Source organism: Microbacterium aerolatum (assembly GCF_007988825.1).
GTDB classification, from domain to species: domain Bacteria; phylum Actinomycetota; class Actinomycetes; order Actinomycetales; family Microbacteriaceae; genus Microbacterium; species Microbacterium aerolatum.
The window spans coordinates 239,635-263,978 of record NZ_BJUW01000003.1; the positions used below are offsets into that span (position 1 = coordinate 239,635).

General features: G+C 69.6%; 24 protein-coding genes and 1 riboswitch. Of the genes, 18 read left to right on the plus strand and 6 right to left on the minus strand.

Annotated features, from left to right (window positions below):
- The first annotated feature begins 42 nt into the window (after positions 1 to 42).
- On the plus strand, positions 43 to 594 hold the full coding sequence (locus tag MAE01_RS15905) for a signal peptidase I (protein WP_186806123.1): 552 nt from the start codon (positions 43 to 45) through the stop codon (positions 592 to 594).
- A gap of 13 nt (positions 595 to 607) precedes the next feature.
- Here the strand turns inward: MAE01_RS15905 and MAE01_RS04975 are convergent, their stop codons facing one another.
- Positions 608 to 1,912 carry a glutamyl-tRNA reductase gene (locus tag MAE01_RS04975; protein WP_147038438.1) on the minus strand — a complete coding sequence of 435 codons (1,305 nt, stop codon included), beginning with the start codon at positions 1,910 to 1,912 and terminating at the stop codon, positions 608 to 610.
- A 98-nt stretch (positions 1,913 to 2,010) separates the two neighbouring features.
- Here MAE01_RS04975 and hemE point away from each other — a divergent pair, with 98 nt between their 5' ends.
- The 11 genes from hemE to MAE01_RS05030 all read left to right on the plus strand — a co-directional run bounded on the left by hemE (position 2,011) and on the right by MAE01_RS05030 (position 11,317).
- Complete coding sequence (hemE, locus tag MAE01_RS04980; RefSeq protein WP_147038439.1) at positions 2,011 to 3,030, plus strand: uroporphyrinogen decarboxylase; 1,020 nt, start codon at positions 2,011 to 2,013, stop codon at positions 3,028 to 3,030.
- Positions 3,027 to 4,520 (plus strand): protoporphyrinogen oxidase, encoded by a 1,494-nt coding sequence (gene hemG, locus MAE01_RS04985; protein ID WP_147038440.1) that lies wholly within the window; start codon positions 3,027 to 3,029, stop codon positions 4,518 to 4,520. Before hemE ends, hemG begins: the two co-directional genes overlap by 4 nt.
- Positions 4,521 to 4,616: 96 nt before the next feature.
- Positions 4,617 to 5,024, plus strand: coding sequence for a hypothetical protein (locus MAE01_RS04990; RefSeq protein WP_147038441.1), 408 nt, complete (start codon positions 4,617 to 4,619; stop codon positions 5,022 to 5,024).
- 1 nt (position 5,025) lies between these two features.
- Positions 5,026 to 5,433, plus strand: a complete 408-nt coding sequence (locus MAE01_RS04995; RefSeq protein WP_147038442.1) for a phage holin family protein — start codon at positions 5,026 to 5,028, stop codon at positions 5,431 to 5,433.
- Positions 5,420 to 5,695 carry a hypothetical protein gene (locus MAE01_RS05000; RefSeq protein ID WP_147038443.1) on the plus strand — a complete coding sequence of 92 codons (276 nt, stop codon included), beginning with the start codon at positions 5,420 to 5,422 and terminating at the stop codon, positions 5,693 to 5,695. Before MAE01_RS04995 ends, MAE01_RS05000 begins: the two co-directional genes overlap by 14 nt.
- 72 nt (positions 5,696 to 5,767) lie before the next feature.
- A complete protein-coding gene (hemQ, locus tag MAE01_RS05005) occupies positions 5,768 to 6,445 on the plus strand; it encodes a hydrogen peroxide-dependent heme synthase (protein WP_147038444.1) in 678 nt (225 codons plus the stop codon).
- Between the two features lie 7 nt (positions 6,446 to 6,452).
- On the plus strand, positions 6,453 to 7,445 hold the full coding sequence (hemC, locus tag MAE01_RS05010; RefSeq protein ID WP_147038445.1) for a hydroxymethylbilane synthase: 993 nt from the start codon (positions 6,453 to 6,455) through the stop codon (positions 7,443 to 7,445).
- Positions 7,445 to 8,245 carry a uroporphyrinogen-III synthase gene (locus MAE01_RS05015; protein ID WP_147038446.1) on the plus strand — a complete coding sequence of 267 codons (801 nt, stop codon included), beginning with the start codon at positions 7,445 to 7,447 and terminating at the stop codon, positions 8,243 to 8,245. Before hemC ends, MAE01_RS05015 begins: the two co-directional genes overlap by 1 nt.
- Positions 8,242 to 9,255 (plus strand): porphobilinogen synthase, encoded by a 1,014-nt coding sequence (hemB, locus tag MAE01_RS05020; RefSeq protein WP_186806124.1) that lies wholly within the window; start codon positions 8,242 to 8,244, stop codon positions 9,253 to 9,255. Before MAE01_RS05015 ends, hemB begins: the two co-directional genes overlap by 4 nt.
- Before the next feature lie 116 nt (positions 9,256 to 9,371).
- The gene (gene hemL, locus MAE01_RS05025; protein ID WP_147038447.1) at positions 9,372 to 10,700 is read left to right on the plus strand and encodes a glutamate-1-semialdehyde 2,1-aminomutase; all 1,329 of its coding nucleotides are present in this window, start codon (positions 9,372 to 9,374) and stop codon (positions 10,698 to 10,700) included.
- 167 nt (positions 10,701 to 10,867) lie between these two features.
- Entirely contained in the window at positions 10,868 to 11,317 is a 450-nt protein-coding gene (locus MAE01_RS05030; protein ID WP_147038448.1) for a hypothetical protein, read from the plus strand.
- Between the two features lie 2 nt (positions 11,318 to 11,319).
- Here MAE01_RS05030 and MAE01_RS05035 read toward each other — a convergent pair whose 3' ends face one another.
- Positions 11,320 to 12,726, minus strand: a complete 1,407-nt coding sequence (locus MAE01_RS05035) for an ABC transporter ATP-binding protein (RefSeq protein ID WP_147038449.1) — start codon at positions 12,724 to 12,726, stop codon at positions 11,320 to 11,322.
- A gap of 110 nt (positions 12,727 to 12,836) precedes the next feature.
- On the opposite strand from MAE01_RS05035, the gene MAE01_RS05040 reads away from it, so the two are divergent.
- The 3 genes from MAE01_RS05040 to MAE01_RS05050 all read left to right on the plus strand — a co-directional run bounded on the left by MAE01_RS05040 (position 12,837) and on the right by MAE01_RS05050 (position 17,928).
- Complete coding sequence (locus MAE01_RS05040; RefSeq protein WP_229718097.1) at positions 12,837 to 13,898, plus strand: enoyl-CoA hydratase/isomerase family protein; 1,062 nt, start codon at positions 12,837 to 12,839, stop codon at positions 13,896 to 13,898.
- A 161-nt stretch (positions 13,899 to 14,059) separates the two neighbouring features.
- A complete protein-coding gene (locus tag MAE01_RS05045) occupies positions 14,060 to 15,787 on the plus strand; it encodes an ABC transporter ATP-binding protein (RefSeq protein ID WP_147038451.1) in 1,728 nt (575 codons plus the stop codon).
- Positions 15,784 to 17,928 carry an ABC transporter ATP-binding protein gene (locus MAE01_RS05050; protein WP_147038452.1) on the plus strand — a complete coding sequence of 715 codons (2,145 nt, stop codon included), beginning with the start codon at positions 15,784 to 15,786 and terminating at the stop codon, positions 17,926 to 17,928. Before MAE01_RS05045 ends, MAE01_RS05050 begins: the two co-directional genes overlap by 4 nt.
- 40 nt (positions 17,929 to 17,968) lie before the next feature.
- Here MAE01_RS05050 and MAE01_RS05055 read toward each other — a convergent pair whose 3' ends face one another.
- Complete coding sequence (locus MAE01_RS05055; RefSeq protein WP_147038453.1) at positions 17,969 to 19,699, minus strand: D-alanyl-D-alanine carboxypeptidase family protein; 1,731 nt, start codon at positions 19,697 to 19,699, stop codon at positions 17,969 to 17,971.
- A 70-nt stretch (positions 19,700 to 19,769) separates the two neighbouring features.
- A riboswitch (TPP riboswitch) is annotated at positions 19,770 to 19,882 on the plus strand.
- Between MAE01_RS05055 and MAE01_RS05060 the strand changes: the two genes are divergently transcribed.
- The 3 genes from MAE01_RS05060 (at position 19,873) to MAE01_RS05070 (ending at position 22,792) form a co-directional block, all read left to right on the plus strand.
- Positions 19,873 to 20,508, plus strand: a complete 636-nt coding sequence (locus tag MAE01_RS05060) for an ECF transporter S component (RefSeq protein ID WP_147038454.1) — start codon at positions 19,873 to 19,875, stop codon at positions 20,506 to 20,508. Its footprint overlaps the riboswitch before it by 10 nt.
- A complete protein-coding gene (locus MAE01_RS05065; protein ID WP_186806125.1) occupies positions 20,427 to 21,986 on the plus strand; it encodes an ABC transporter ATP-binding protein in 1,560 nt (519 codons plus the stop codon). The genes MAE01_RS05060 and MAE01_RS05065 overlap by 82 nt, the downstream gene beginning before the upstream one ends.
- Positions 21,983 to 22,792 carry an energy-coupling factor transporter transmembrane component T family protein gene (locus tag MAE01_RS05070; protein WP_147038455.1) on the plus strand — a complete coding sequence of 270 codons (810 nt, stop codon included), beginning with the start codon at positions 21,983 to 21,985 and terminating at the stop codon, positions 22,790 to 22,792. Before MAE01_RS05065 ends, MAE01_RS05070 begins: the two co-directional genes overlap by 4 nt.
- Before the next feature lie 3 nt (positions 22,793 to 22,795).
- Here MAE01_RS05070 and MAE01_RS05075 read toward each other — a convergent pair whose 3' ends face one another.
- From MAE01_RS05075 to MAE01_RS05085, 3 genes are read right to left on the minus strand one after another with little or no spacing between them, the layout of a single operon-like run.
- Entirely contained in the window at positions 22,796 to 23,188 is a 393-nt protein-coding gene (locus MAE01_RS05075; RefSeq protein WP_147038456.1) for an MmcQ/YjbR family DNA-binding protein, read from the minus strand.
- Positions 23,188 to 23,913, minus strand: a complete 726-nt coding sequence (locus tag MAE01_RS05080; protein ID WP_147038457.1) for an aminoglycoside 3'-phosphotransferase — start codon at positions 23,911 to 23,913, stop codon at positions 23,188 to 23,190. The genes MAE01_RS05075 and MAE01_RS05080 overlap by 1 nt, the downstream gene beginning before the upstream one ends.
- The gene (locus MAE01_RS05085; RefSeq protein ID WP_186806126.1) at positions 23,910 to 24,269 is read right to left on the minus strand and encodes a DUF488 domain-containing protein; all 360 of its coding nucleotides are present in this window, start codon (positions 24,267 to 24,269) and stop codon (positions 23,910 to 23,912) included. Before MAE01_RS05085 ends, MAE01_RS05080 begins: the two co-directional genes overlap by 4 nt.
- Positions 24,270 to 24,344 lie beyond the last annotated feature (75 nt).

Consider the following 24,344-nt stretch of genomic DNA (forward strand, 5'->3'; position numbering starts at 1 on the left):
ACGGGGGGCCGGCATCGGAATGCTGGGGACGAGGCAGAGCCGGTGACCGAGCAGAGCAAGGAGCCGGATCAGTCGTCAACGACCGGAACGAAGCCGCGGTCGATGGGGGTGGCACTCGGGCACGGCGTGGGTGCGGGCATACTGGGGATGCTCGTGCTCACCGCCGTGCTGGTGGCGGGCGTCCCGCTGATGACCGGCGCGACCGCGTACACGATCGCGGACCGTTCGATGGCCCCGGCGCTTGCGGCTGGAGCGCTCATCGTGACGCAGCCTGTCGACGTCGAGAACATCGAGACCGGCGATGTCATCACCTATCACCCGGCGGTCGGCGACCCGGCGATCGTCACGCATCGTGTGGTGGGCTCCGCGGGCGACCTTCTGATCACGAAGGGCGACGCGAGCGCCCAGCCCGACCCCGAACCCGTGGGTGAGGAGCAGGTCCTCGGGCGGCTCTGGTACAGCGTGCCCATGCTGGGCTGGGTCAACGCGGCGGTGACGGGACCGTGGCGCGTCGCCGCGCTGGCTGCGGTCGTGATCGCCGTGTGCGGATACGCGGCGTGGATCCTGGTGTCGCGGTCCCGGTCGAGACGCTGACGCCGACGATGACTCAGGCGGTCGAGGCCTGCTCGCCGGCGCCTTCGGCAGCGGGTCGGATGCCGTAGATCGTCTCGAGCGCTGCGACGAAGTCAGCGCCGCGGCCGTCTGCGGCCAGCTCGTGCGCGCGCGTCGTCGGCGTGTGCGTGAGAACACCGGCGAGGTGGCGCATCGCCTGCTCGACGCGGCCGTCCTCGTCGCCGCGGGCACGGGCGCGATCGATCTCGGCCTCCATCAGAGCAAAGATGTGCGACCGGAATGCGACGACGGCGGGCGTGACGCTCTGCCGGTCGCCGACCACGTTGAACGTGTCGGCGGCGTCGCGCACGACGGTGCGGGCGGCGTCGGTCGCCTGCAGCTCCTCCAGCGGCGCGTGCAGGCGGATCGTCTCCAGGTCCAACAGCGCGACGCCCTCGAGCTGGGCGACGGCGGGGTCCACGTTGCGCGGCATCCCGAGGTCGATGACCAGCTGCGAAGCGGTCGCGCCGATCGGGCAGCCGACGGCGACGGGACCGGTCGGGGCCTGCAGGTGCTCGGGCCCGAGGACAGGCTCTTCGGCGGCGTTCGTGCAGGTGATCAGCAGGCTCGACCGCGAAGCGATGCGGGCGTAATCGTCATCGGCCACGGCGGTGAGGCCGTGCTTCTTGGCGAAGAACTCTGCGCGGCCGGACGGCGAGTAGACCGAGATGTCGGTGGCGCCGCGCTCGCGGAGCGTGGCGAGGGTGACGGCGGCGTAGGCGCCGGTGCCGACCAGCAGCACACTCTCGGCGGACCAGTCGGCGATCCGGCTGTCGGCCAGCTCGAGCGACAGCCGCACCAGCGAGCGGCCGGCGCGGCCGAGGGCTGTGACGTTCTTGACCTTGCGCTGCGCCTGGCTGGCGCGCTGGAACAGGCGCTCGAGTTCGGGGGAGGTGGTGCCCTCCTTGCGTGCCGACGTCAGTGCGCGGCGCACCTGGCCGGCGATCTCACCCTCACCGGGGACGACGGATTCCAGTCCTGACGCGACCGAGAACAGGTGCTCGGCGACCCGGCGACCCGAGTGCACGTCGTACGCGCCGTCGAGGTCGGCCGAGGGGATGCCGGTCGATTCCTCGATCGCCTCGAGCACCGCTTCGACGCCGACCGCGCCTGCGGCCGTCACCGGTTCGTCGACCTCGATGTAGGCCTCGAAGCGATTGCACGTGGAGAGCACGACGGCCCCCTGCACGCACGAGGCCAGGCGAAGGAGGTTCGGCGCGACGTCGTCAGGGGTGCGGCTCAATCGTTCGAGCATGTCGAAGGAGGCGGTCTTGTGACTCGCCGTCACACACAGCAGCACAGAGCCATTCTACGCCGCTTCGCCGAGAGACAGCTCCACGCGGTGCGGCACAGGACGCTGACAGGCGGTTCATGAGCCCAGGATGGGAGGATGGGAGCATGCCTTCCTCGAATGCCCCACTGCTTCGCGCACTCGCCGGAGACCGACCGGAGCGGACCCCGGTGTGGTTCATGCGTCAGGCCGGCCGCTCGCTCCCCGAGTACCGCGAGCTGCGCGTCGGCACCCGGATGCTGGATGCCTGCCTGACCCCCGACCTCGCAGCCGAGATCACGCTGCAGCCGGTGCGCCGGCACGGGGTCGACGCGGCGGTGTTCTTCAGTGACATCGTGATCCCGTTGCGCCTGGCAGGCGTCGACGTGGTCATCGAGCCGGGTCGGGGCCCCGTGTTCGCCGAGCCCGTCCACACCCGCGCAGACGTCGATCGCATCACGGCCATCGACCCGGAGGACCTCGACACCACTGCCATCGCCGAGGCGGTGCGCATCGTCACCGATGAGCTGGGCGACACTCCTCTCATCGGCTTCGCCGGCGCCCCGTTCACGCTCGCCGCATACCTCGTCGAGGGTGGGCCTTCCAAGGAGCACCTGCGCGCTCGGGCCATGATGCACACCGACCCCGAGGCGTGGAATCGTCTGGCCGGCTGGCTGTCGCGCGTCTCGCGCCGCTTCCTCGAGGCCCAGCGCGACGCGGGCGCAGCGACCGTGCAGCTGTTCGACTCCTGGGCGGGTTCGCTGAACCCGGCCGACTACCGTGCGCACGTCGCCCCGCACTCCAGGGCTGCGGTTACCGACATCGGCGTGCCCGTCATCCACTTCGGCGTCGGCACCGGACCCTTCCTCGCCGACATGCGCCTGGACGGTGCGGCATCCGCCGTCGGTGTCGACTGGCGTCAGCCGCTCGACGAGGCCGCGCGCATCCTCGGCCCCGACGTCACGGTCCAGGGCAACATCGACCCGGCCATGCTGTCCGCGCCGTGGGAGGTGCTCGAGGCGCACGTCCGCGACGTCCTCGAGCGCGGCCGCGCCGCGCGAGCGCACATCCTCAATCTCGGCCACGGCGTGCCGCCGGAGACCGACCCCGATCAGCTCACCCGCATCGTCGAGCTCGCGCACTCATGAGCGAGGACGGCACGGCAGACCTCGCCGCCCGCGCGGCGCACCGTCACGTCGTCGTGGTCGGCGGCGGGATGGCCGGGCTCGTCGCCGCCCGGGAATGCGCGAAGGTCGGCATGAACGTCACGGTCCTCGAGGCCGCGGGCGAGCTCGGCGGCGCGATCCGCCGGGCCGCACTCGACGGCGTGACCGTGGATGCCGGTGCCGAGAGCTACGCGACGCGCGGCGGGCACGTCCGAAAGCTCCTCGACGAACTCGGACTCACCGACCGCATCGTCACCCCGAATCCCGCCGGAGCCTGGCTGGTCGGCGCCCCGGACCTGGATGCCGCGCCGCTGCCCAAGGGCGGGATCCTCGGCATCCCCGCCAACCCGTTCGCCGACGACGTCCGCCGCATCGTCGGCTGGCGCGGCGCGTGGCGCGCGTACGTGGATCGCCTCCGCCCGCCGCTCACGATCGGCCAGGAACGCAGCCTCGGCACGCTCGTCTCGAAGCGGATGGGTCAGAAGGTGCGCGACCTGCTGGTGGCCCCGGTCACCGCCGGTGTCTACTCGGCGGACCCTGACGACGTCGACACCGAGATCGCAGCGCCCGGTCTCAACGAGGCTCTCACCCGCGCCGGCTCGCTCTCCGGCGGTGTCGCACAGCTGCTGGCCGATCGCGCCGACCGTGCGAAGAAGGCGCCAGGATCCGCGGTCGAGGCGATCGCCGGCGGCATGAGCATTCTGGTGGATGCGCTCGCCGCGGATCTCGAGGAGCTCGGCGCTGTCGTCCGCACCGGAGCGGCCGTCGACGCCATCGCGCGCGACGGCGACGGCTGGACCGTGAGCTTCCCGATCGGTGCCGAGGGCGAAGACCCGACGGTCGAGACTCTGGCGGCGGATGCGGTGATCGTCGCCACCGCCGAGCCCAGCGCCCGCGCCCTCCTCGCCGGCCACGTCACTGGCCTCGGCGCCGAGGGTGAGGCCCCGCAGATCGAGATCGTGAGCCTGCTGCTCGACGCTCCGGCGCTGGATGCCGCCCCGCGCGGCACCGGCGTGCTCACGGTGCCGGGCAGTCACACGGCCAAGGCGCTCACCCACGCGACCGCCAAGTGGGAGTGGCTCCGTGCGGCCGCAGGCGATCGCCACGTCGTGCGGGTTTCGTTCGGCGCGCAGGGCGAACCGGCGGCCACGGCCGCGCTCGACGACGATGCTGCCGCCCGGCTCGCACTGTCAGAGGCGGAGGCGCTCCTCGGCCTCACGCTGCCTGAGTCCGCACTGGTGGCCTCGCACCGCGCACGGTTCACGCAGTCGCAGCCCTCCTCGCTGATCGGAGCGGCCGACCGCCGCCGGGACGTGCGCGCCGCCGTGCAGAAGGCCGACGGCCTCGGCGTCGCCGGCGCGTGGCTGTCGGGTACGGGGCTCGCGCAGGTCGTCCCGGACGCGAAGGCCGAGGCGGACCGGGTTCGCCGGGCGCTTCTTTGGGGTGATGACGGCCCGCTGTCAACCCCCTGACCGGTAGATGCCGATTTCGGCATACGGCGTTACGCTGGAGCCCTGGCCGAGGGCATCCACGCCAGCGGCTCGACCGGAACAACGTGAGGAGACCCCATGAAGGGGAAGATCGGACTCGTCGTCGGACTCGGCGTCGGTTACGTACTCGGAACACGCGCCGGACGCGAGCGCTACGAGCAGATCAAGACGCAGTGGCTGAAGGTCTGGAACAAGGAACCCGTCCAGAAGCAGGTCGAGAAGGCCAAGGCCTTCGTCGGCGCGAAGGCATCCGAGGTGCCCGGCGCAATCTGGAACGGCGTCGTCAAGGTCGCCAAGGCCGCCGGCGACGGAAGCACCCCCGGTGAGAAGCTGGACTCGGCGATCGCAACGGGCAAGAAGGCCGTCGATCACGTCGAGGACGCGCTGGAGGACGCCGTCGATGCGGCCAAGAAGTCTTCGTCGACCAAGAAGAGCAGTTCCTCGTCCTCAACCGGCGCGAAGAACACCACGACGAACGGGAAGTGACATGGTCCGCGGATACCGTGACCGCGCCGACGACAGTCTCCTGACCCTCCTCGGCGATCTCCCAGAGCTCGTCACGAAGCTGGTCAAGGCCGAGGTCGACGCCGCAAAGGCGTGGATCTCGCGAACCGCGAAGGATGCCGGAATCGGCGGCGTCTGGTTCGTCATCGCGCTGTTCTTCCTGTTCTGGCTCGTGCCGATGATCCTCGTGTTCGCCGTCGCAGGGCTGTCGTCCTGGTGGCCGGTGTGGCTCTCCGCGCTGGCCGTCATCGGCCTGCTGCTCCTGTGCGTGATCGTGTGCGTGCTGTTCGGCCTGCTGAAATTCCGCAAGGTCCTGCGCCGTGAGAACCCAGGGCAGGCCGTCGCGACCGATATCCGACTTGTGAAGGAGGCCGGTGATGAGCATCCCTGAGTCCGCGCTGCCCCGCACCGCAGTTCCCGCCGGGATCAACGATCCCGTGCAGTCCGCGCGCGCCGAGCTGAAGGCGGCGCTGGCCGCCATCGAGATCAAGGGCAACTTCCCGCGCCGCATCGAGAAGGCGTCCAAGCGCGGTGCGGCGAAGGCGCGTGCCTTCGCCGACCGCAATCCGGTCGGGGCGATCGCCGCTGCCGTCGGGGTCGCGGCTGCCGTCGGCGGACTGGTCTGGGGCATCGCCCGCGCCATCGCCCGCTGACCGATCCGGGTCGCTGGGGCCATCGAGGGCCGCGCATTCGCTCCCCGTCCCGGAAAGAGGCAGACTGGGAGAATGTCCGAAGTGAGTGAACAGAACCCGTCCGGTTTCACCCTCTGGGCCGTCTGGCGACGAAACCCCGATGCCCCCGTCGCCGGGACGGACGCCACTGAGCTCGAGACCATCGTCGGCCATATCGAGGATGCCGGCGTCACCGTTCGCGGCTTCTACGACGTCTCCGGGCTGAAGGCCGATGCCGACCTCATGGTCTGGCTGCACGGCGACACGGCGGAAGAACTGCAGAAGGCTCTGCGCCGACTGCGCCGCACGGAACTGCTGCGCACTCTGCTGCCGGTGTGGAACGTGATGGGCGCGCACCGCGACGCCGAGTTCAATCGCGCCCACGTGCCCGGGTTCCTGCGCGGCGTCGAGCCGAAGGGGTGGCTGTGCCTGTACCCGTTCGTGCGCACGCCGGAGTGGTACCTCGCGCCTGAAGAGGATCGTCGCAAGATGCTCGCCGACCACGGCCGCAAGGGTGCCGCGTTCAAGGGCGTCATCGCCAACACCGTCGCCGCCTTCGCGCTGGGCGACTACGAGTGGCTGCTGCCGCTCGAGGCCGACGATGTCACCGAACTCGTCGATCTGATGCGTGACCTGCGCTACACCGATGCGCGCCGTTACGTGAAGGAAGAGGTGCCGTTCTACACCGGCAGGCGCCTCCGCTTCGACGAGATCGCGGACGTCCTCCAGTAGGCCCGCCATGTCCACCCCCATTCGTCTCGGCACACGCCGAAGCGCTCTCGCCCAGGCGCAGTCCGGACACGTCGCTGCCGCCCTCGAGAGGATCTCCGGACGCAGGGTCGAACTCGTCCCGATCGTCTCCGAGGGCGACACCAATCGTGCATCCCTCTCGGAGATCGGCGGACTCGGCGTCTTCGCCACCCGACTGCGCGAGGCACTGCTCGCCGGTCAGTGCGACTTCCTCGTCCACTCCCTGAAGGATCTGCCCACCGCAGTCCCCGAAGGGCTCTTCATCGCCGCGACCCCGCCCCGCGAGGACGCCCGCGATGTCGTGATCACCCGCGACGGCACGCCGCTGCACGCGCTGCGGGCCGGTGCCAAGGTGGGCACGGGGTCGCCCCGGCGCATCGCTCAGGTCCGTCTGCGCTCACCGCGGTCAGAGGTCGTCGACATCCGCGGCAACGTCGACTCGCGTCTTGCGCGCGTGGAGACCGGTGAACTGGATGCCGTCATCCTCGCCGCAGCAGGGCTGTCCCGCCTCGGCTCGGAGACCACTCTCAAGCGGGAGGAGCTCGGGCTCGCCGAGTGGCCGACCGCCCCGGGGCAGGGTTCGCTCGCCGTCGAGACCACCGTGGATGCGGCATCCGACCTGCGCGCAGCGCTCGCCGAGCTCGACGACGAGGACACCCGTCTGGCCATCACCGTGGAGCGTGCGATCCTCGAGGGATTGGATGCCGGATGCCAGGCGCCGATGGCCGCACACGCCGTCGTCACCGGCGACTCGATGCGGGTCCGGACGATCGTCTACGACCCGGCCAGCGAACGGCGGATCGGGCTCGACGTCACTGAATCCCTGAACCGGGGGTATATTCGGAGTCACGGCAGTGGCGACGATGCGGATGCTGCCGATGGTGCGGACCCGAATCGCGCAGCACGCGAGTTCGGGCTTTCTGTCGCCCGTCGGCTGCTCGAACAAGGGGCGGCCGACCTCGTACCCCGAGAGCAATCCTGATGACCACGACACCCGAATCGAAGCATGAGAAGCCGTTGAGCGGCTGGCGCGTCCTCGTCCCGCGAGGAGGCCCGTGGGGCGACGGCGTCGCCGCGTCCCTGCGTGCCCAGGGGGCCGTCCCGGTCGTCGCTCCGCTGATCAACTTCGGCCCGACCACAGACCAGGCCGCTCTCGACGACGCGCTCGAGAAGCTGGCCGCCGGCGGCTTCGACTGGCTCACCGTCACCAGCGCCACCACGGTGGACGTGCTCTTCGCGCATCGCGCCGTCGTGCCGAAGTCGACGAAGATCGCCGCGGTCGGCGAGACCACCGCGACCGCCCTCCAGGCCGTCGGCTATGAGGTCGCGCTCGTCCCCGAGACCGACAACTCTGCCGAGGGCATGGCGCAGCAGCTCATCGCACTCGAGCCCGAACCCCGTCGCATCCTGACCCTGCGCAGCGAGATCGCCAAGCCCGTCCTCACCCGTTCGCTCATCGCCGCGGGGCACGACGTGTCGAGCATCGTGGCCTACCGCACGGTCGGGGTGCCGGTCACGGATCGCATCCGTCGCGACGTCGACAGCGGACGCATCAACGCGATCCTCATCACCAGCGGTTCGGTGGCGCAGCAGGTGCGGGAGCAGTTCCCCGACATCCCTAACGAGACACTGCTCGCCGCGATCGGCCCCCGCACGGCGAAGGACGCCCGCCGGGCCGGGCTTCCGATCACCGTCGTCGCCGACAAGCAGACCGTCGACGCGCTGATCGACGCCGTCTCGCACTTCACTCTCCCGCACGCAGCAGACGAGTTCGCGCCGTGAGCTTCCCCGCTGCCGGCTTCCCCGCGATCCGCCCAAGGCGTCTGCGCCGGTCGCCTGCGGTCCGCGCGATCGCTCGTGAGACGTCGCTCGAGTCGCGACAGCTCGTGCTGCCGATGTTCGTGCGCGAAGGACTGACCGAGGCCGTGCCGATCTCGTCGATGCCCGGCGTCGCGCAGCACACGATGGACTCGTTGCGCCGTGCTGCGGTGGAGGCGGCTGAAGCGGGCGTCGGCGGCGTGATGCTGTTCGGCGTTCCCGCCGTGCGCGATGCGATCGGCTCGGGTGCGGATGATCCAGACGGCATCCTCAACGTCGCCACCCGCGCGCTGGTCTCGGAGGTCGGCGACGCGCTGGTCGTGCAGACCGACCTGTGCCTGGACGAGTTCACCGACCACGGCCACTGCGGGGTGCTCGCCCCTTCGACAGGCTCAGGGACCGACCCCGTAATCGACAACGACGCGACCCTGGAGCGCTACGTCGCAATGGCGCTCGCGCAGGCGCGCGCCGGCTCCCACCTGCTGGGGCTCTCCGGCATGATGGACGGCCAGGTCGCCGCGATCCGCAAGGGACTGGATGCCGAGGGCTTCACCGACACGCTGCTGCTCGGCTACGCCGCCAAGTACGCCAGCGCGTTCTACGGTCCGTTCCGCGAGGCCGTCGACTCGCAGCTCGAGGGCGACCGCCGCACCTACCAGCTCGATCCGGGCAACCGCCGCGAGGGCGTCCGCGAGGCGCTGATCGACGAGGCAGAGGGCGCCGACGTCGTGATGGTCAAGCCCGCGATGAGCTTCCTCGACGTGCTGCGCGAGGTGCGCGACGCCGTGCAGGTGCCGGTATGGGCGTACCAGATCTCCGGCGAGTACGCGATGATCGAGGCCGCTGCCGCAAACGGCTGGATCGATCGCCGTGCCGCGGTGCTCGAGTCGCTGCTGTCGATCCGGCGCGCCGGCGCAGACGCGGTCCTCACGTACTGGGCGACCGAGGCGGCGCACTGGCTCCGCGAACGCTGACCGCTTCTGCGGGTCGTTGAGCGCAGGCGCGCAGCGCCGAAGACGAAACGGGCTGAGCGAGCGCAGCGAGTCGAAGCCAGACACAGATCGAAGCCGCACACTTCTGAGGAGGCATCATGACTGATCGCAACGACGAGCTGTTCTCCGCCGCGCGCGCGGTGACCCCCGGCGGCGTGAATTCGCCGGTGCGAGCGTACGGCTCCGTCGGCGGGACGCCCAGGTTCCTGGCATCCGCCCGCGGCGCATACGTGACGGATGCCGAAGGTCGCGAGTACGTCGACCTGGTGGCCTCCTGGGGGCCTGCGCTGCTCGGGCACGCGCATCCCGAGGTCGTCGCCGCCGTCCAGGAGGCCGCGACCCGCGGACTGTCGTTCGGCGCTCCCACCGAGGGCGAGGTGGCACTCGCCCGCAAGATCACCGAGCGCGTGCGGCTCGGCGACCTCGCACCGATCGAACGCGTGCGCCTCGTCTCGACCGGCACCGAAGCCACCATGACCGCGATCAGACTCGCCCGAGGCGCGACCGGACGCGACCTGCTCGTGAAGTTCGCGGGTCACTACCACGGCCACTCCGACGGCCTGCTCGCCGAGGCCGGTTCAGGCGTCGCGACGCTCGCACTGCCCGGCTCGGCCGGCGTCCCTGCACCTATCGCCGCGCAGACGCTGGTGATCGGCTACAACGACCCTGCGGGGCTCGAGGCCGTGTTCGCCGAGCACGGCGACCGGATCGCCGCCGTCATCGTCGAGGCCGCGTCGGCGAACATGGGCGTCGTCGTGCCCGACCCCGGATTCAACCGGTTCATCGCCGACACCGCCCACGCGCACGGCGCGCTGATGATCCTCGACGAGGTGCTCACCGGGTTCCGCGTGCACCACGCCGGCTTCTGGGCACTGCAGGCTGCGACGGGCGAGGAGTACCTGCCCGACATCATCACGTTCGGCAAGGTCATCGGTGGAGGGATGCCGCTGGCCGCCCTCGGCGGTCGTGCCGAGGTCATGGACATGCTCGCCCCGACGGGCCCCGTCTACCAGGCGGGCACCCTGTCCGGGAACCCGCTGTCCGTCGCCGCCGGACTCGAGACGCTGCGTCTGGCCACACCCGCCGTGTACGCCAAGGTAGATGCCGCCGCCGCCCGCATCGCAGATGCCCTTGATGCTGCGCTGACCGAAGCCGGAGTCGTACACGCCGTTCCGCGTGCTGGGAACCTGTTCGGCGTGGCGTTCGCGCCGCAGGCGCCGCGCACCTACGCCGAGGCTCAGGCGCAGGAGGCCTTCCGCTACGCGCCCTTCTTCCACTCGATGCGCGAGCAGGGCGTGGCACTGCCGCCGAGCGTCTTCGAGGCCTGGTTCCTCACCGCCGCGCACGACGACACGGCACTGAGCCGCATCGAGGCCGCGCTGCCCGCGGCGGCTCGCGCCGCGGCATCCGCTTCGCGCCCCGCGTGACTCCGGAGCTTCTCGGGAATTCCGCGGCACCAGCCCGAGAACACGCTGCCTGAGGTCGATTCCTCCTGACGTGTGCGGCGGGGAGTGCGGAAACGCACAAGCCGATCGTTGCGGTCCTGTGAGGAAGTCGCAGACAGAATCGCGGCGGACGCTGGCAGACTGGACGGATGGTGACGCTGCTCCTGGATCAGACACAGCTTGAGGTTGTGCTCTCTCCGCTCGAGCGTGCGGCCACGTTCCACCGTGAGAACCTGCGTATCGTCCGCGAGACGATCACGAAGGTGCAGCTCACGGATGACGCGTGGACGTGGTTGCGCGGCGTGCCGGGGCCCGGCACGCACATCCCCGGGATACTCGCGGCAGGCACCTGGAAGGCCGCGGCGACGACCGACTTCGTCCTGATCCGGCGGCGACGTCCGAGCGTCGTCATCGATCTCGAGGGCGACGGGCAGTTCCAGCGCCTCATCTTCACGACCCGCCACGGGCTCGCGCTCACGCAGGCGCTGCGTCTGAATGTGTCCGCGGAGCCGGTCGACGTCGTCGAGATCGCGGGAACCGCGCCGACCCCGGTCGTGGCCGGACGTCAGCGACCCGTCATCCGGCCGCGACCGGTCTGACCTCAGCGCTGCTCGTCGTCCGAGCTGTCGCCGTGCTCGTCGTCCGAGCCTTCGGCGACATCCGCTGCGTGATCCGCCGGTTCTGAATCGAATGACGGGACCACGTCGATGACGCGCGTCCTGTCGAGATCCTCGGCGTCGGACTCGGCGGGCTCGGATTCGGAATCCTGTACCTCGGCGGACTCGATCCCCGCGGCGGCGATGTTGGGATCGGTGACCGGGTTGGCGAACAGGCTGGCCACCGCGGCCAGGTCCGAGATGCCGGGGAGCGGGCGTTCCTCGGCGGGTGCTTCGGCGGAGGCGGGCGCTTCGACAGGCTCAGGGACCGTGATGTCTGCGTCATCGATGAGTGGACGCTCGTCTTCGGACGCTTCGACAGGCTCGGCGACCGTGGTGTGTGCGTCATCGGTGGAGTCGCCGCTCCCTGAGCCCGTCGAAGGGTCGGCGACGGGCTCGGCGGACGCCACAGGCAGATCGAACAGGGCTGTCTCATCAGCAACAGGAGCCGGCGGCACGTACCGGTCGTGCACGAGATCGAGGAACACGTCCTCGAGCGTCGGACCCCGCTGCTGGAGTGTCGTCAGTGCGACACCGGCGCGAGCGGTGATGCCGCCGATGGTCGCGGCATCGCTGCCCCGAACAGTCAGCCCCGATCGCAGGATCTCGAACTCGTACCCGGCATCCTTCAGCGAAACCGACAGGGCGCTGCGGTCAGCGGCATCCACCACGACCGGACCGGTGCGCGGGTCGGCGAGGTCTTCCATGGTGCCGGCGAACTTGAGCTCGCCATGCGCGATCACGAGGATCTCGTCGGCGATCTGCTCGACCTCCGACAGCACGTGCGAGGAGACCAGCACCGTGCGTCCTTCATCGGCGAGGCCGCGGATGAGAGTGCGCATCCAGCGGATGCCCTCGGGGTCGAGGCCGTTGGCCGGCTCGTCCAGGACGAGGACTCCGGGGTCGCCGAGCAGGGCTGTCGCGGCACTCAGGCGCTGACGCATGCCGAGCGAGAGGGCGGCGATGCGGGTGTCCGCATCGTTCTCGAGACCGACGAAGGAGAGCAGTTCGCCCACGCGTGACAGCGGGATGCCGGCCGCCTTGGCCGCCGTCGTCAGATGACGCTCGACCGAACGGCGAGGACGGAAACCGGGGTCCTCCATCATCGCGCCGATCACACGCGCGGGGTTGCGCAGTTCGGCGTACCGGCTGCCGCCGATCGTGGCAGTGCCGCTGGTCGGGCGCTCGAGCCCGAGCAGCATCCGCAGCGTGGTCGTCTTGCCGGCGCCGTTCGGGCCGAGGAATCCGGTCACCACACCGGGATTGACGCGCGCGGAGAAGTCCGACACGGCCGCGACGGCGCCGAAGCGCTTGGTCGCGTGGTCGAACTCGATCAGCTGTCCGTCTGCCATCCGGGGCCTTTCACTGCATGGGCGTCCTCCCCATCTTGCCGGAAATCCCGCAGAATCTCGCATCGGCCGCATGCATAAAGTCCAGAACAGGCCGATGTAACGTGGCATCCGTGACTGACATCGACGCGGCCCCGACGGTTCTCATCCGCACCGAGGGAGCGCTCGGCCGCCTCACGCTCAACCGGCCGAAGGCGATCAACGCGCTCGACATCGACATGATCCGCCAGGCGAAGGTGGCGCTGGAGGCGTGGCGCGAGGACACCGACATCGAAATCGTCCTGATCGACGGTGAAGGAGAGCGCGGGCTGTGCGCCGGCGGCGACGTGCGCGCGCTCTACGACCAGATCGTCGGAGGCGATGCACAGGGCGCCTCGGAGTTCTTCCGCGCCGAGTACGCGCTGAACCTGATGATCGCCGAGTACCCGAAGACGGTCGTCGCCATCGCCGACGGGATCACGATGGGCGGCGGAATCGGCATCGCAGGTCACGCCGACATCCGCGTGGTCACGGAGCGCAGCCGGCTGGCGATGCCGGAGACCCGGATCGGATTCACCCCCGACGTCGGCGGCACGTACCTGCTCGGACGCGCGCCCGGCCGGATCGGCGAGTACCTCGGTCTCACGGGCGGCACGATGTCGGCGGCGGATGCCGTCTACGCCGGCTTCGCGGATCACTACGTGCCGTCGCAGCACCTGGGAGAGCTCCGCGAGGCCCTGGGCAAGCGCGCCGATCCGACCAGCCCGTCCGAGCTGGTGCTCCTGTTCGACGAGACCCCGGAGCGATCGGTGCTCGCGGCCGAGCGCGCCTGGATCGACGAGGTGTTCGCGGCCGACTCCCTTGCCGAGATCTCGCAGCGACTCTCCGCACGCGCCGAGGTCTCGGCATCCGCGACGGCTGCCGTGCTCGTGGAGCTCTCGCCGACGGGGCTCGCGGTCACGCTCGATGCGGTCCGCGAAGCACGCGAGGGCGACCTGCGCGATGCCCTGATCGGCGAGTACCGGCGGGTCATGTGGTTCGTGCGGCAGCATCCCGATCTCGTCGAGGGGATCCGCGCGCAGCTGGTCGACAAGGACCGCTCGCCGAAGTGGCAGCCCGCGACGATCCCGCAGCTCCCGGCGGATGCCGGCGCTGACGCCCGCGCATACGTGCCCGAGGTGCCGCTGTTCGACTGAGTCGCAACCGGATCCTTTTCTGGACCGGAGCGAAAAACCGGCTGTCATCAGCGACTCGTTCGCCCTGAGCGGATAATTCCGATCAGGTATGTGCAATGTCGGTGGGGCGTGGCACGCTATCTGGTGGCCCATTCGGCCCGCTCCCCAAAAGGACCTCACCAATGCTCGGAAAGCTCCTCTTCCGCTACCTCTCCAAATACTGGCCACTGCTGGTCGGTGTGCTCGTGTTCCAGTTCATCAGCGCGCTGGCTGCGCTGTACCTCCCCCGGCTGAACGCCGACATCATCAACGAGGGCGTCGCCACTGCCGACACCGCCTACATCTGGCGAACCGGCGTCTGGATGCTGGTCGTCTCGCTCGGCCAGATCGTCTGCTCCGTGATCGCGACCTACTTCGCCGCCAAAGCCGCCATGAGCGTTGGCCGCGACATCCGTTCCGACGTGTTCGCGCGCGTCAGCGGCTTCTCCGAGCGCGAGGTGTCGCAGTTCGGCGCCGGGTCGCTCATCACCCGCAACACGAACGACGTGCAGCAGGTGCAGATGCTGGCGATGATGGGCGCGACGATGTTCGTGATGGCCCCGATGCTCGCCATCGGCGGCATCATCATGGCCGTGCAGCAGGACGTCGGGCTCAGCTGGCTGATCGGCGTCTCTGTCCCCGTGCTGCTCATCGCGGCGGTGCTCGTCATCGGTCGCATGGTGCCGCTGTTCCGTCGCAACCAGGGCAAGATCGACGAGATCAACCGCATCATGCGCGAGCAGCTCACCGGCGTGCGCGTCGTGCGCGCGTTCGTCCGAGAGCGCGTGGAAGAGCAGCGCTTCCGGGGCGCGAACACCGATCTCATGAAGCTCGGTCGCAACATCGGCTCGTTGTTCGTGCTGCTGTTCCCGCTGTTCATGCTGATCCTCAACGTCACCGTCGTAGGCGTCATCTGGTTCGGCGGCCTCGAGGTGCAGAACGGCAACGTCGAAGTGGGAACGCTGTTCGCGTTCATGCAGTACATCGGTCAGATCATGGGCGGTGTGATCATGGTCAGCTTCATGGCGATCATGATCCCTCGCGCCGCGGTCTCCGCCGAGCGCGTGGGCGAGGTCCTCGACGCCGAGTCTTCCCTCGAACGTCCTGAGGACGGTGCGACCGACTTCCCCGTGCCCGGAACGGTCATGTTCGAGAACGTCGAGTTCACCTATCCGGGAGCCGACGCACCCGTGCTGCAGAACATCTCGTTCGGCGCGGAGCGCGGCGAGACGGTCGCGATCGTCGGTTCGACCGGTGCCGGAAAGACGACCCTGATCTCGCTCGTGCCGCGACTGTTCGACGTCACGGGCGGCGTCGTCCGGGTCGGCGGCGTCGACGTGCGCGAAGCCGACATGGATGCCCTGTGGAAGACGATCGGCCTGGTCCCGCAGCGTCCGTTCCTGTTCACCGGGACGATCGCCTCGAACCTCCGGTACGGCCGTTCGGATGCCACCGATGAAGAGCTCTGGCACGCGCTCGAGATCGCGCAGGCCAAGGACTTCGTCGCCGAGATGCCCGAGGGACTCGAGTCCCGCATTGCGCAGGGCGGCACGAACGTGTCCGGCGGTCAGCGCCAGCGACTCGCGATCGCCCGTGCCCTGGTGCACCAGCCGCAGATCCTCGTCTTCGACGACTCGTTCTCGGCGCTCGACCTGACCACGGACGCGAGGCTGCGCCAAGCGCTGTGGCGAGAACTGCCGCAGGTGACGAAGATCGTCGTCGCGCAGCGCGTGTCGACCATCACGGACGCCGATCGCATCGTCGTCCTCGAAGGAGGAGAGATGGTCGGCGTCGGAACGCACGACGAACTCGTCGCCAGCAACGACACTTACCGTGAGATCGTCGAATCGCAGCTGGGGGTGGACGCATGAGCACGCTGCCCGACCCCGTCGAGGGGGCCCCGACCAATGCAGAAGTCGGCCCGACCACGACGCTGACGCCCGACGAGCAGTACGAGGCGGAGCTCGCCGAGCAGGCACGTCAGAACTCCGGAGACTGGGACGCGGTCGCCCCCGGCAAGGCCGACAACTTCGGCCGAAGCTTTGCCCGCATGATCGGGCTGCTCAAGCCCTCCGCGCTCTGGTTCGTGCTGGTGTCGTTCTTCGGCGCGATCGGCGTCGTGCTGACGGTCGCCGCCCCGAAGGTGCTCGGCGAGGCCACCAACCTCATCTACGAGGGCTACATCTCCAAGGTGCTCGGCGACAACGGCGTACCCGCCGGCACGTCGCAGGAGCAGGTCGTCGAGATGCTGCGCTCGCAGGGCCAGGGCGACTTCGCCAACATGGTGGCCGCCTTCGACAGCTTCCAGGTCGGCGCCGGAATCGACTTCGACCGACTGCGCTGGGTGATCATCGCCGTACTGGCGATCTACGTCGTCGCCGCCATCCTGAGCTGGCTGCAGGGCTACGTGATCAACGTGATCATGGTGCGCACGATGTGGCGTCTGCGCGAGTCCGTCGAGGCGAAGATCAACCGGTTGCCGCTGTCGTACTTCGACAAGGTGCAGCGCGGTGAGCTGATCTCGCGCGTCACCAACGACATCGACAACATCACGCAGACCATGCAGCAGTCGTTGTCCGGGGCGCTGACGGCGGTTCTGACCGTGATCGGCGTGCTGGTGATGATGTTCTCGATCTCGTGGCAGCTGGCACTGGTCGCGCTTGTCGCGCTGCCGCTGATGGGCGTGATCTTCGGCGTCATCGGTCCGCGTTCGCAGAAGGCGTTCGGCAGCCAGTGGCGCAAGGTCGGCCGCCTGAACGCCCGCGTCGAGGAGTCCTTCTCCGGTCACGCGCTGGTCAAGGTCTTCGGTCGCGAGCAGGAGGCTCTCGAGAGCTTCCAGGCCGAGAATGAGGAGCTGTACCAGGCGAGTTTCAAGGCGCAGTTCCTGTCGGGCATCATCATGCCGGCCATGACCTTCGTCGGCAGCCTGACCTTCGTCGGCATCGCGGTGCTCGGCGGGCTCATGGTCGCCAGCGGTCAGCTCCGCCTCGGCGACGTGCAGGCCTTCATCCAGTACTCGCAGCAGTTCACGCAGCCGTTGTCGGAGCTCGGCGGCATGGCGGCGGTCGTGCAGTCCGGTACGGCTTCCGCTGAGCGGGTTTTCGACTTCCTGGACGCCGACGAGGAGCAGGCCGACGCCTCCGACGCGGCCTCGCTGCCCGATCCGGAGGTCGCGGGCCGTGGCGTCATCGAGTTCCAGGAGGTGTCGTTCTCGTACACGCCGGATCGCCCGCTGATCCGGGACCTGTCGTTCCGGGTCGAGCCGGGGCAGACGGTCGCGATCGTCGGACCGACCGGTGCGGGAAAGACCACCCTGGTCAACCTGATCATGCGGTTCTACGAGCTGAGCTCCGGCCGCATCCTCATCGACGGGCAGGACATCGCCGGCGTCGCCCGCTCCGAACTGCGCTCGCGCACGGGCATGGTGCTGCAGGATCCGTGGCTGTTCGCGGGATCGATCCTCGAGAACATCCGTTACGGCCGCTCCACCGCCACCGATGAAGAGGTCATCGAGGCGGCGACGGCGACGTACGTCGACCGGTTCGTGCACGCGCTCCCCGAGGGCTACGAGACGGTGCTGGACGAGGATGCTTCGAACGTGTCCGCGGGTGAACGTCAGCTCATCACGATCGCTCGCGCGTTCGTGTCGCAGCCGTCGATCCTGATCCTCGACGAGGCGACCAGCGCGGTCGACACCCGCACCGAGCTGCTGCTGCAGCATGCGATGGCGGCGCTGCGCAAGGGCCGTACCTCGTTCGTGATCGCGCACCGCCTCTCCACGATCCGCGATGCCGACCTCATCCTCGTGATGGAGCACGGTGACATCGTCGAGCAGGGCTCGCATGACGAGCTCATCGCCACGCAGGGTGCGTACTGGCGGCTGTACCAGTCGCAGTTCGAGCAGGCTGCGACCGACATCGACGCCGAAGAGGCCATGACGGACGCGGTTCCCGTCGTCGCCTCCGGCGAGGCAGAAGCGGCCGAGACAGTGGACGAGCCCGCCGAGAGGTGACTGACGTGGTGGGCCTGGGCGGCCGCCCAGCCCCACCACGTCACTTCGAGCTGAGGCCGAGCAGTTCCAGCGGGTGCGTCAGGCGCCACCAGGGACTCGGGCCCGCGATCTCCTCGGCCAGCGACGCGTCGACGGACGCCTGATCCACGGGCCCGGTAACGGTGACCGTGCCGATGTCCTCGCCCTCCTCGCGCTGGTTGCTCAGATCGAACTCGACGGCGGCGGACGCCGCGGTGCCGTTCCAGAGCACCACGGTCGCATCCTCATCCGAGACGATGTCGACGCTCGTGCCCCACGGCGTGCTGATCTCGCCGACGATGGTGCCCGCCGGCACGGCGGGCGAGATCGTCGCCAGTGCTGCCTCGGCCTGGTCGAACAGCGAACGCGTCACGGCGAGCCGCTCTGCGTCGTCGTTCTGGTTCAGCACCGACGCGTAGAGGTGCACGGTGGTCTCGCCGACTGTGACGTCCTTCGCTGTGAGCAGGTTCCAGCCGACGAGGGTTCCGGTCTTGATGCCGACGACACCGGGGTCTGCCAGCATCCCGTTGGTGTTCTCGACCAGTCCCGCGCCGGGAATCTCGGCGCTGACCGTGCCGACGATCTCCGCGAACACGGGATTCTGCATGGCCCGCTCACCGAGCCGCAGCAGCGCTTCGGGTGTGGCGACGTTGCCCTCGTCGAAGCCCGACGGCGTCACGATCGTGATGTCGCCGAGGCCGCGTTCTGCGAGCCACGTCTTTGCGGCCTGTGCGAACTGCTGATCCGAACCCCAGAGTTCTCGTGCGAGCCGGTCGATGTAGTTGTTCGCGGACCCCATCAGCGTGCCCTGCAGCAGCTGGTACTCCGTCAGCACGCCGTCGACGGGAACGTCGAGTGCGGACTGGTTCGCGATGCGGTAATCCCAGTACTCCAGGGTGTCGCCGTAGTCGAAGGCGAACTCGGGCCCCTGCTCGCCGAGTTGCAGCGGCATCCGATCGAGCACCATCAGGCTGCTGACGACCTTCGTCACGCTGGCGATCGGGACGGCCTGCGTGGCGGATGCCGCTGATGAGACGCCGGCCATGCTCAGGCCGGCACTGCCGACCGACGGCCATACGATCGCGGCGGGTTCGGGTGCCACGGTCGCGAACTCGACGGGCTGTACGACCGGCGGCACCTCGTGCAGCGGCCACATCAGCATGCTGGCGCTGTAGGCGATGGCGCAGGTGGCGATGGTGCCGACCGGAACCAGCCATCGGCTGCGCAGGACGACGGGTCGCAGCTTCGCATCCGCGAGCAGATCCGTGACCGGACCGTCCATCGTTATGGCATTGAGATCGGCGGGACGGCTGGACTCCGCGACGTCGGCCGTCTCGACCCAGCTCAGCGCGGTCGCCGGGCGCGAAGGGCCTGCCCATTCCACGACGCGTTCGGGCGCGCCCTCCTCGACGGAACCGAGGTCGTCGACGCCGAGCGCCGACAGGTCGGAAGGCTGCGCCTCGTCGACCGCTGCCGATGCGGCATCCGGCTGGGCGGGTGCGGCATCCGCCTGCGGGAGCGCGGCTTCCACCGGTACCTGTGCGGTCTCTGCCGCTGCGGGCGCAGCATCCACTTGCGTCGGCGTGGACTCCGCGGAGTCCGCGGGCACGGGGACGGGATCCTCGATCACGGCGGCGTCGGCGTCGCTGAACGGCAGCGTCGGCGTGCGCGACGACTCGGCCGCGCGACGCATCGCGCGCCGAGCGCGCCGGGTCGTCGCGCCTGCAGCAGGCGTCACATCGTCGGAGATCACCCGTTCACGCTACCCAATCGCACGCATGCCGGGTGCGAAGCCGCCTCCGACGCGCTGTGGGTATGATCGACTTCACAACCACGGGAGTCCGGGTCAGCCGGGCTGAGAGGAAGCGAACCGCGCTTCGACCGTCGAACCTGATCCGGATCATGCCGGCGCAGGGAGGAGTTCAGATGAGTACATCCATGTCCGCTTCGAGGCACGCCGCGAAGGGGCTCCGCCGCCCGGAACTGTGGCGCTGGCGCGTCGTCGACATCGTCGTGGCCAGTGTCATCGCCGTCGCGTGCGCGGTGATCTTCCTGCTGTGGAACATCGGCTACGAGGCACCGAGCACGTTGCTGAAGCCCCTGCTGCCCGGTGTGCAGGGTCTGCTCGCCGGACCCTGGCTCCTGGCCGGCGTGCTCGGCGGTCTCATCATCCGCAAGCCGGGAGCCGCCCTCTACACCGAGCTGGTCGCAGCGGTGATCTCGGCGCTCGTCGGAAATCAGTGGGGGCCGCTGACGATCGCGTCGGGCATCGTGCAGGGTCTCGGCGCCGAACTGATCTTCCTGGTCTTCCTCTACGGGGTCTGGCGGCTGCCCGTCGCCATCCTCGCCGGCGCGGGCGCGGGCCTCGCGTGCGGCATCAATGACCGCATCCTCTGGTATCCGGGTGCCGACGTGCTGTTCACGAGTGTGTACATCGCCTCGACCACGATCTCCGGTGCCCTCATCGCCGGTCTCGGCGGATGGCTGATCGCTCGCGGCCTCGCGGCCACCGGCGCCCTGAACCGCTTCGCATCGGGCCGAGCGGCGACAGCGCGGGTGTGACCATCCCGATAGACCGCGGCACGGCGTCCGCACCCGCGATCCTCGAAGCCCGGTCGTGGGGGTGGCGCTATGCCACCCGCCTGCGCTGGGCGCTGCGCGACGTCTCGCTGACGATCGAGCCGGGGGAGCGCGTGCTGCTGCTGGGAGCATCCGGGTCCGGCAAGTCGACCCTGCTGCAGGCGTTCGGCGGCGTGCTCGGCGGAGCCGACGAAGGCGAAGAGGTCGGCGAGCTGCTGGTCGACGGGATGCCGGCCGCCGACGCCCACGGTCGAGTCGGCATGGTGCTGCAGGATCCGGACACCCAGACGATCCTCGCCAGGGTCGGCGACGACGTGGCGTTCGGATGCGAGAACCTCGGAGTGCCGCGCGAGGAGATCTGGCCGCGCGTGCACGCCGCTCTGGATGCCGTCGGGCTCGAGGTGCCGCTGGATCGCTCGACCGCGGCGCTGTCCGGCGGGCAGAAGCAGCGGCTCGCGCTCGCCGGCGTGCTGGCGATGCGTCCTGGGGCGATCCTGCTCGACGAGCCGACCGCCAACCTCGATCCCGGCGGGGTCGGCGAGGTGCGAGATGCCGTGAAGAACGTGCTGGATGCGACCGGGGCGACGCTCGTGGTGATCGAGCATCGCATCGACGTGTGGCTTCCTCTGGTCGATCGCGTGATCGTCCTCGGCAGTGACGCGGACGGCGAGACCACGGCCGTGCTCGCCGACGGCACACCGGATGCCGTGCTCGGCGCCCGCGGCGATGAGCTCGCTGCCGCCGGGGTGTGGGTGCCAGGGCATCCGCCGGTCTTCCCCGCCCCGCCGGCCGCTCCGCCGGGGGAAGAGCTGCTGCACGCCGAGAAGCTCGTCGTCTCGCGGCGGCGCGGCGTGCCGGTCGCGGGACCCTTCAACCTCAGCCTGCGCGCGGGCGAGGTGCTCGGGATCGTCGGGCCCAATGGTTCCGGCAAGTCGACGCTCGGACTCACCCTGGCCGGGCTGATTCCGCCCGAGAGCGGCCGGGTGACGGCATCCGCCGCCCTCGCCGCAGGCGAGAAGACGGAACCAGGCAAGTGGTCATCGCGTGCGCTGCTCACCCGCATCGGCGCGGTGCTGCAGAGCCCAGAGCATCAGCTCCTCGGGCGCACGGTACGCGAGGAGCTGTCGATCGGCCCCCGCGCGCTCGGCCTCAGTCCCGAGGAAGTGGCTGTCAGGGTCGACGACCTGCTCGTGCGTCTGCGTCTTGGCGCGCTGGCCGAGGCGAACCCGTACACGCTCTCGGGTGGAGAGAAGCGGCGTCTGACGGTCGCCGCTGCGCTCGCCACCCGGCCGCGTGTGCTCGTGCTCGACGAGCCGACGTTCGGCCAGGACGCCGTGACCTGGGCCGAACTCGTGGCGATCATCGCGCGGCTGCGGGACCAGGGCACCGCCATCGTGGTGATCTCGCACGACGAGGATGTGCTGCGGGCGCTGCACGCGCGACGGGTCGAGATCGCATGACGGACTTCGTCGCAGACTCCGGTCGCGTTCAGCGATCGGGTCCCATCGCGCCGCGCAGCGCCCTGGCCAAACTCGCCACGGCACTGCTGATCAGCATCCCCCTCATCCTGACGATCGACGTGCTCTCGGCCGCGGTCGCGCTGGCGCTGGAGATCCCGCTGCTGTTGCTCGCGGGACTCCGCGCGAAGGAGTTCTGGCTGCGCACGGCCGTGCTGTGGATCGCCGCCCCGCTCAGCGCCGTGACGATCGCTCTCTACGGCGCGGCGAGCGGGACCGTCCACTTCGAGTGGTTCGTCGTGCGGATCAGCGACGGATCGCTCGCGCTCGCCGCGGCCACTGCGGTGCGCGTGCTGGCGATCGGGCTCCCGGCGATCGTGCTCTTCGTCACGGTCGATCCGACCGACCTCGCCGACGATCTCGCGCAGCGGGCGCGGCTGCCGGCGCGGTTCGTCATCGGGGCGCTGGCCGGGATGAGGATGCTCGGGCTGCTCGCTGACGACTGGCGGGCGCTCGCCCTGGCGCGCCGGGCGCGCGGCGTTGCCGATCAGGGGCGGATCCGGCGCGGTATCGGGATGGCGTTCGCGCTGTTCGTGCTCGCGATCCGGCGCGGATCGTCGCTCGCCACGGCGATGGAGGCCCGCGGCTTCGGCGGCCCTGGCGCTCGCAGCTGGGCGCGGCCGTCGAGGTGGGACGTCGGGGACACGGTGCTGGTGGTGATCGGGATGCTGATCCCCGCGGCGGCCATCACGGCCGCCGTCGTCTTCGGCACCTGGAACTTCATCCTGGGCCCGTCGGTCGCAGGCTGAGACTCAGCGATCGTCGAGCTGCTTCACCAGCCGACGGGGTGCCGTCATCCGATACGAGGCGTCGACGAGCTCGGCGATCTCCTGCCAGTCCGTATCCTCGTCGAGGTCGATCCCGAGCCAGCCCGATGGTCCCAGGTAGGTGGGCACCCAGAACCGTGGGTCCTGCCGCAGCGCGGGGTCGTCGTCGGCATCCGGTCGCACCATGATCGCCGCGTCGTGCGCGACCCACTCCTCGTCGATCCGCTGCGAGCCGCCGAAATAACAGAACACCTTCTGCGTGAAGAAGGCCGGGCGCCCGTGACTGACCTTCTCATCGGCCTCGGGGAATGTGAGCGCGATCTCGCGGACCCGCGCCAGCAGTGGATCGTCGGGGGAGAACATCAGCGGGTGGGTCATCAGGTCTCATTCCACAGGTCGCGGTAGTAGGCGAGCCGATCGCGGTCGGGCTCGATGCCGTAGGCCTCGATGAGCGCGTCCTCCCAGTCGCCGCCATAGTTCCACAGTGTGCTCATCGAGGCGACGGCGATGTCCGCCCATCGATCGGCGGTGCCGAGCGCGGCGAGATCGACGTGGCCGACGGGCGCACCGGCCGCGTCGAGGAGGGTGTTCGGTGCGCAGGCATCCCCGTGGCATACGACGAGTCGGTCGATCGGCGGTGCATCGCGGAGGGCATCGGCGATATGGATGCCGCGCGCCTCGGCATTCGCGATCCGGGCAGGAACGCTCCACTCCCAGGGGCACGCCGACACGGGGAGCGCGTCGTGCAGCATCCGCAATCCCTGGCCGATCGCACGCACGGCGATGGCGGGCTCGGCGATCCAGCGGGGTGCGACTGCGCTCACGCCGGTGATCGCCGCCGTGACCAGCCACTCGTGCGAGGCATCCTGGCCTTGCTCGATGACCTCCGGCACACGGATCCACCGTGCAGCCCACCGCATGCGCTCCGCCTCGTCGCGCATGTTCGCCTCGAGGTCGAGAGGCCCCCACTTGATGAACCGGCCGTCATCCGTGCGGAACGTCAGACCGCCGATCCCGTTCTCCCACGCCGGAGTGAGCGCCGCACCGCGAGCGAGCGTGCGGACCCGTGCGGGGACCGCGACATCGGCTGACGGGATCGTCACAGCAACTCGCGCAGCGCTTCTTCGAGCACAACGGCGTGATTGTGCTCCTCATCGTGCGCGGCGTAGACGAGCGTGACCACCCCGTGCTTCCTCGCCTCGGCCGCGAGTTCGTCGAGCGCTGACGCGCTCTCGCCGGCGAGTTCGGCGCGGTATCTGTCGGCGTAGGCGCCCCAGTCGTCATCGGATGCCGCGTGCCACTGCTTGCGCAGCTCGGGGCTGGGAGCGGTGTCCTTGGCCCACAGATCGATCTCTGCCCGCTCCTTCGACACGCCCCTCGGCCACAGCCGATCCACCAGCACCCGGAACCCGTCGGCGGATTCGGCGGTGTCGTAGGCTCGCTTGCGACGCAGTTCCATGGCCCCAGCCAACACCTCCGCGCGTGCGTGCACCAGAGGGCTGACACTGAGAACCGCATATGCTGAGACTGAATT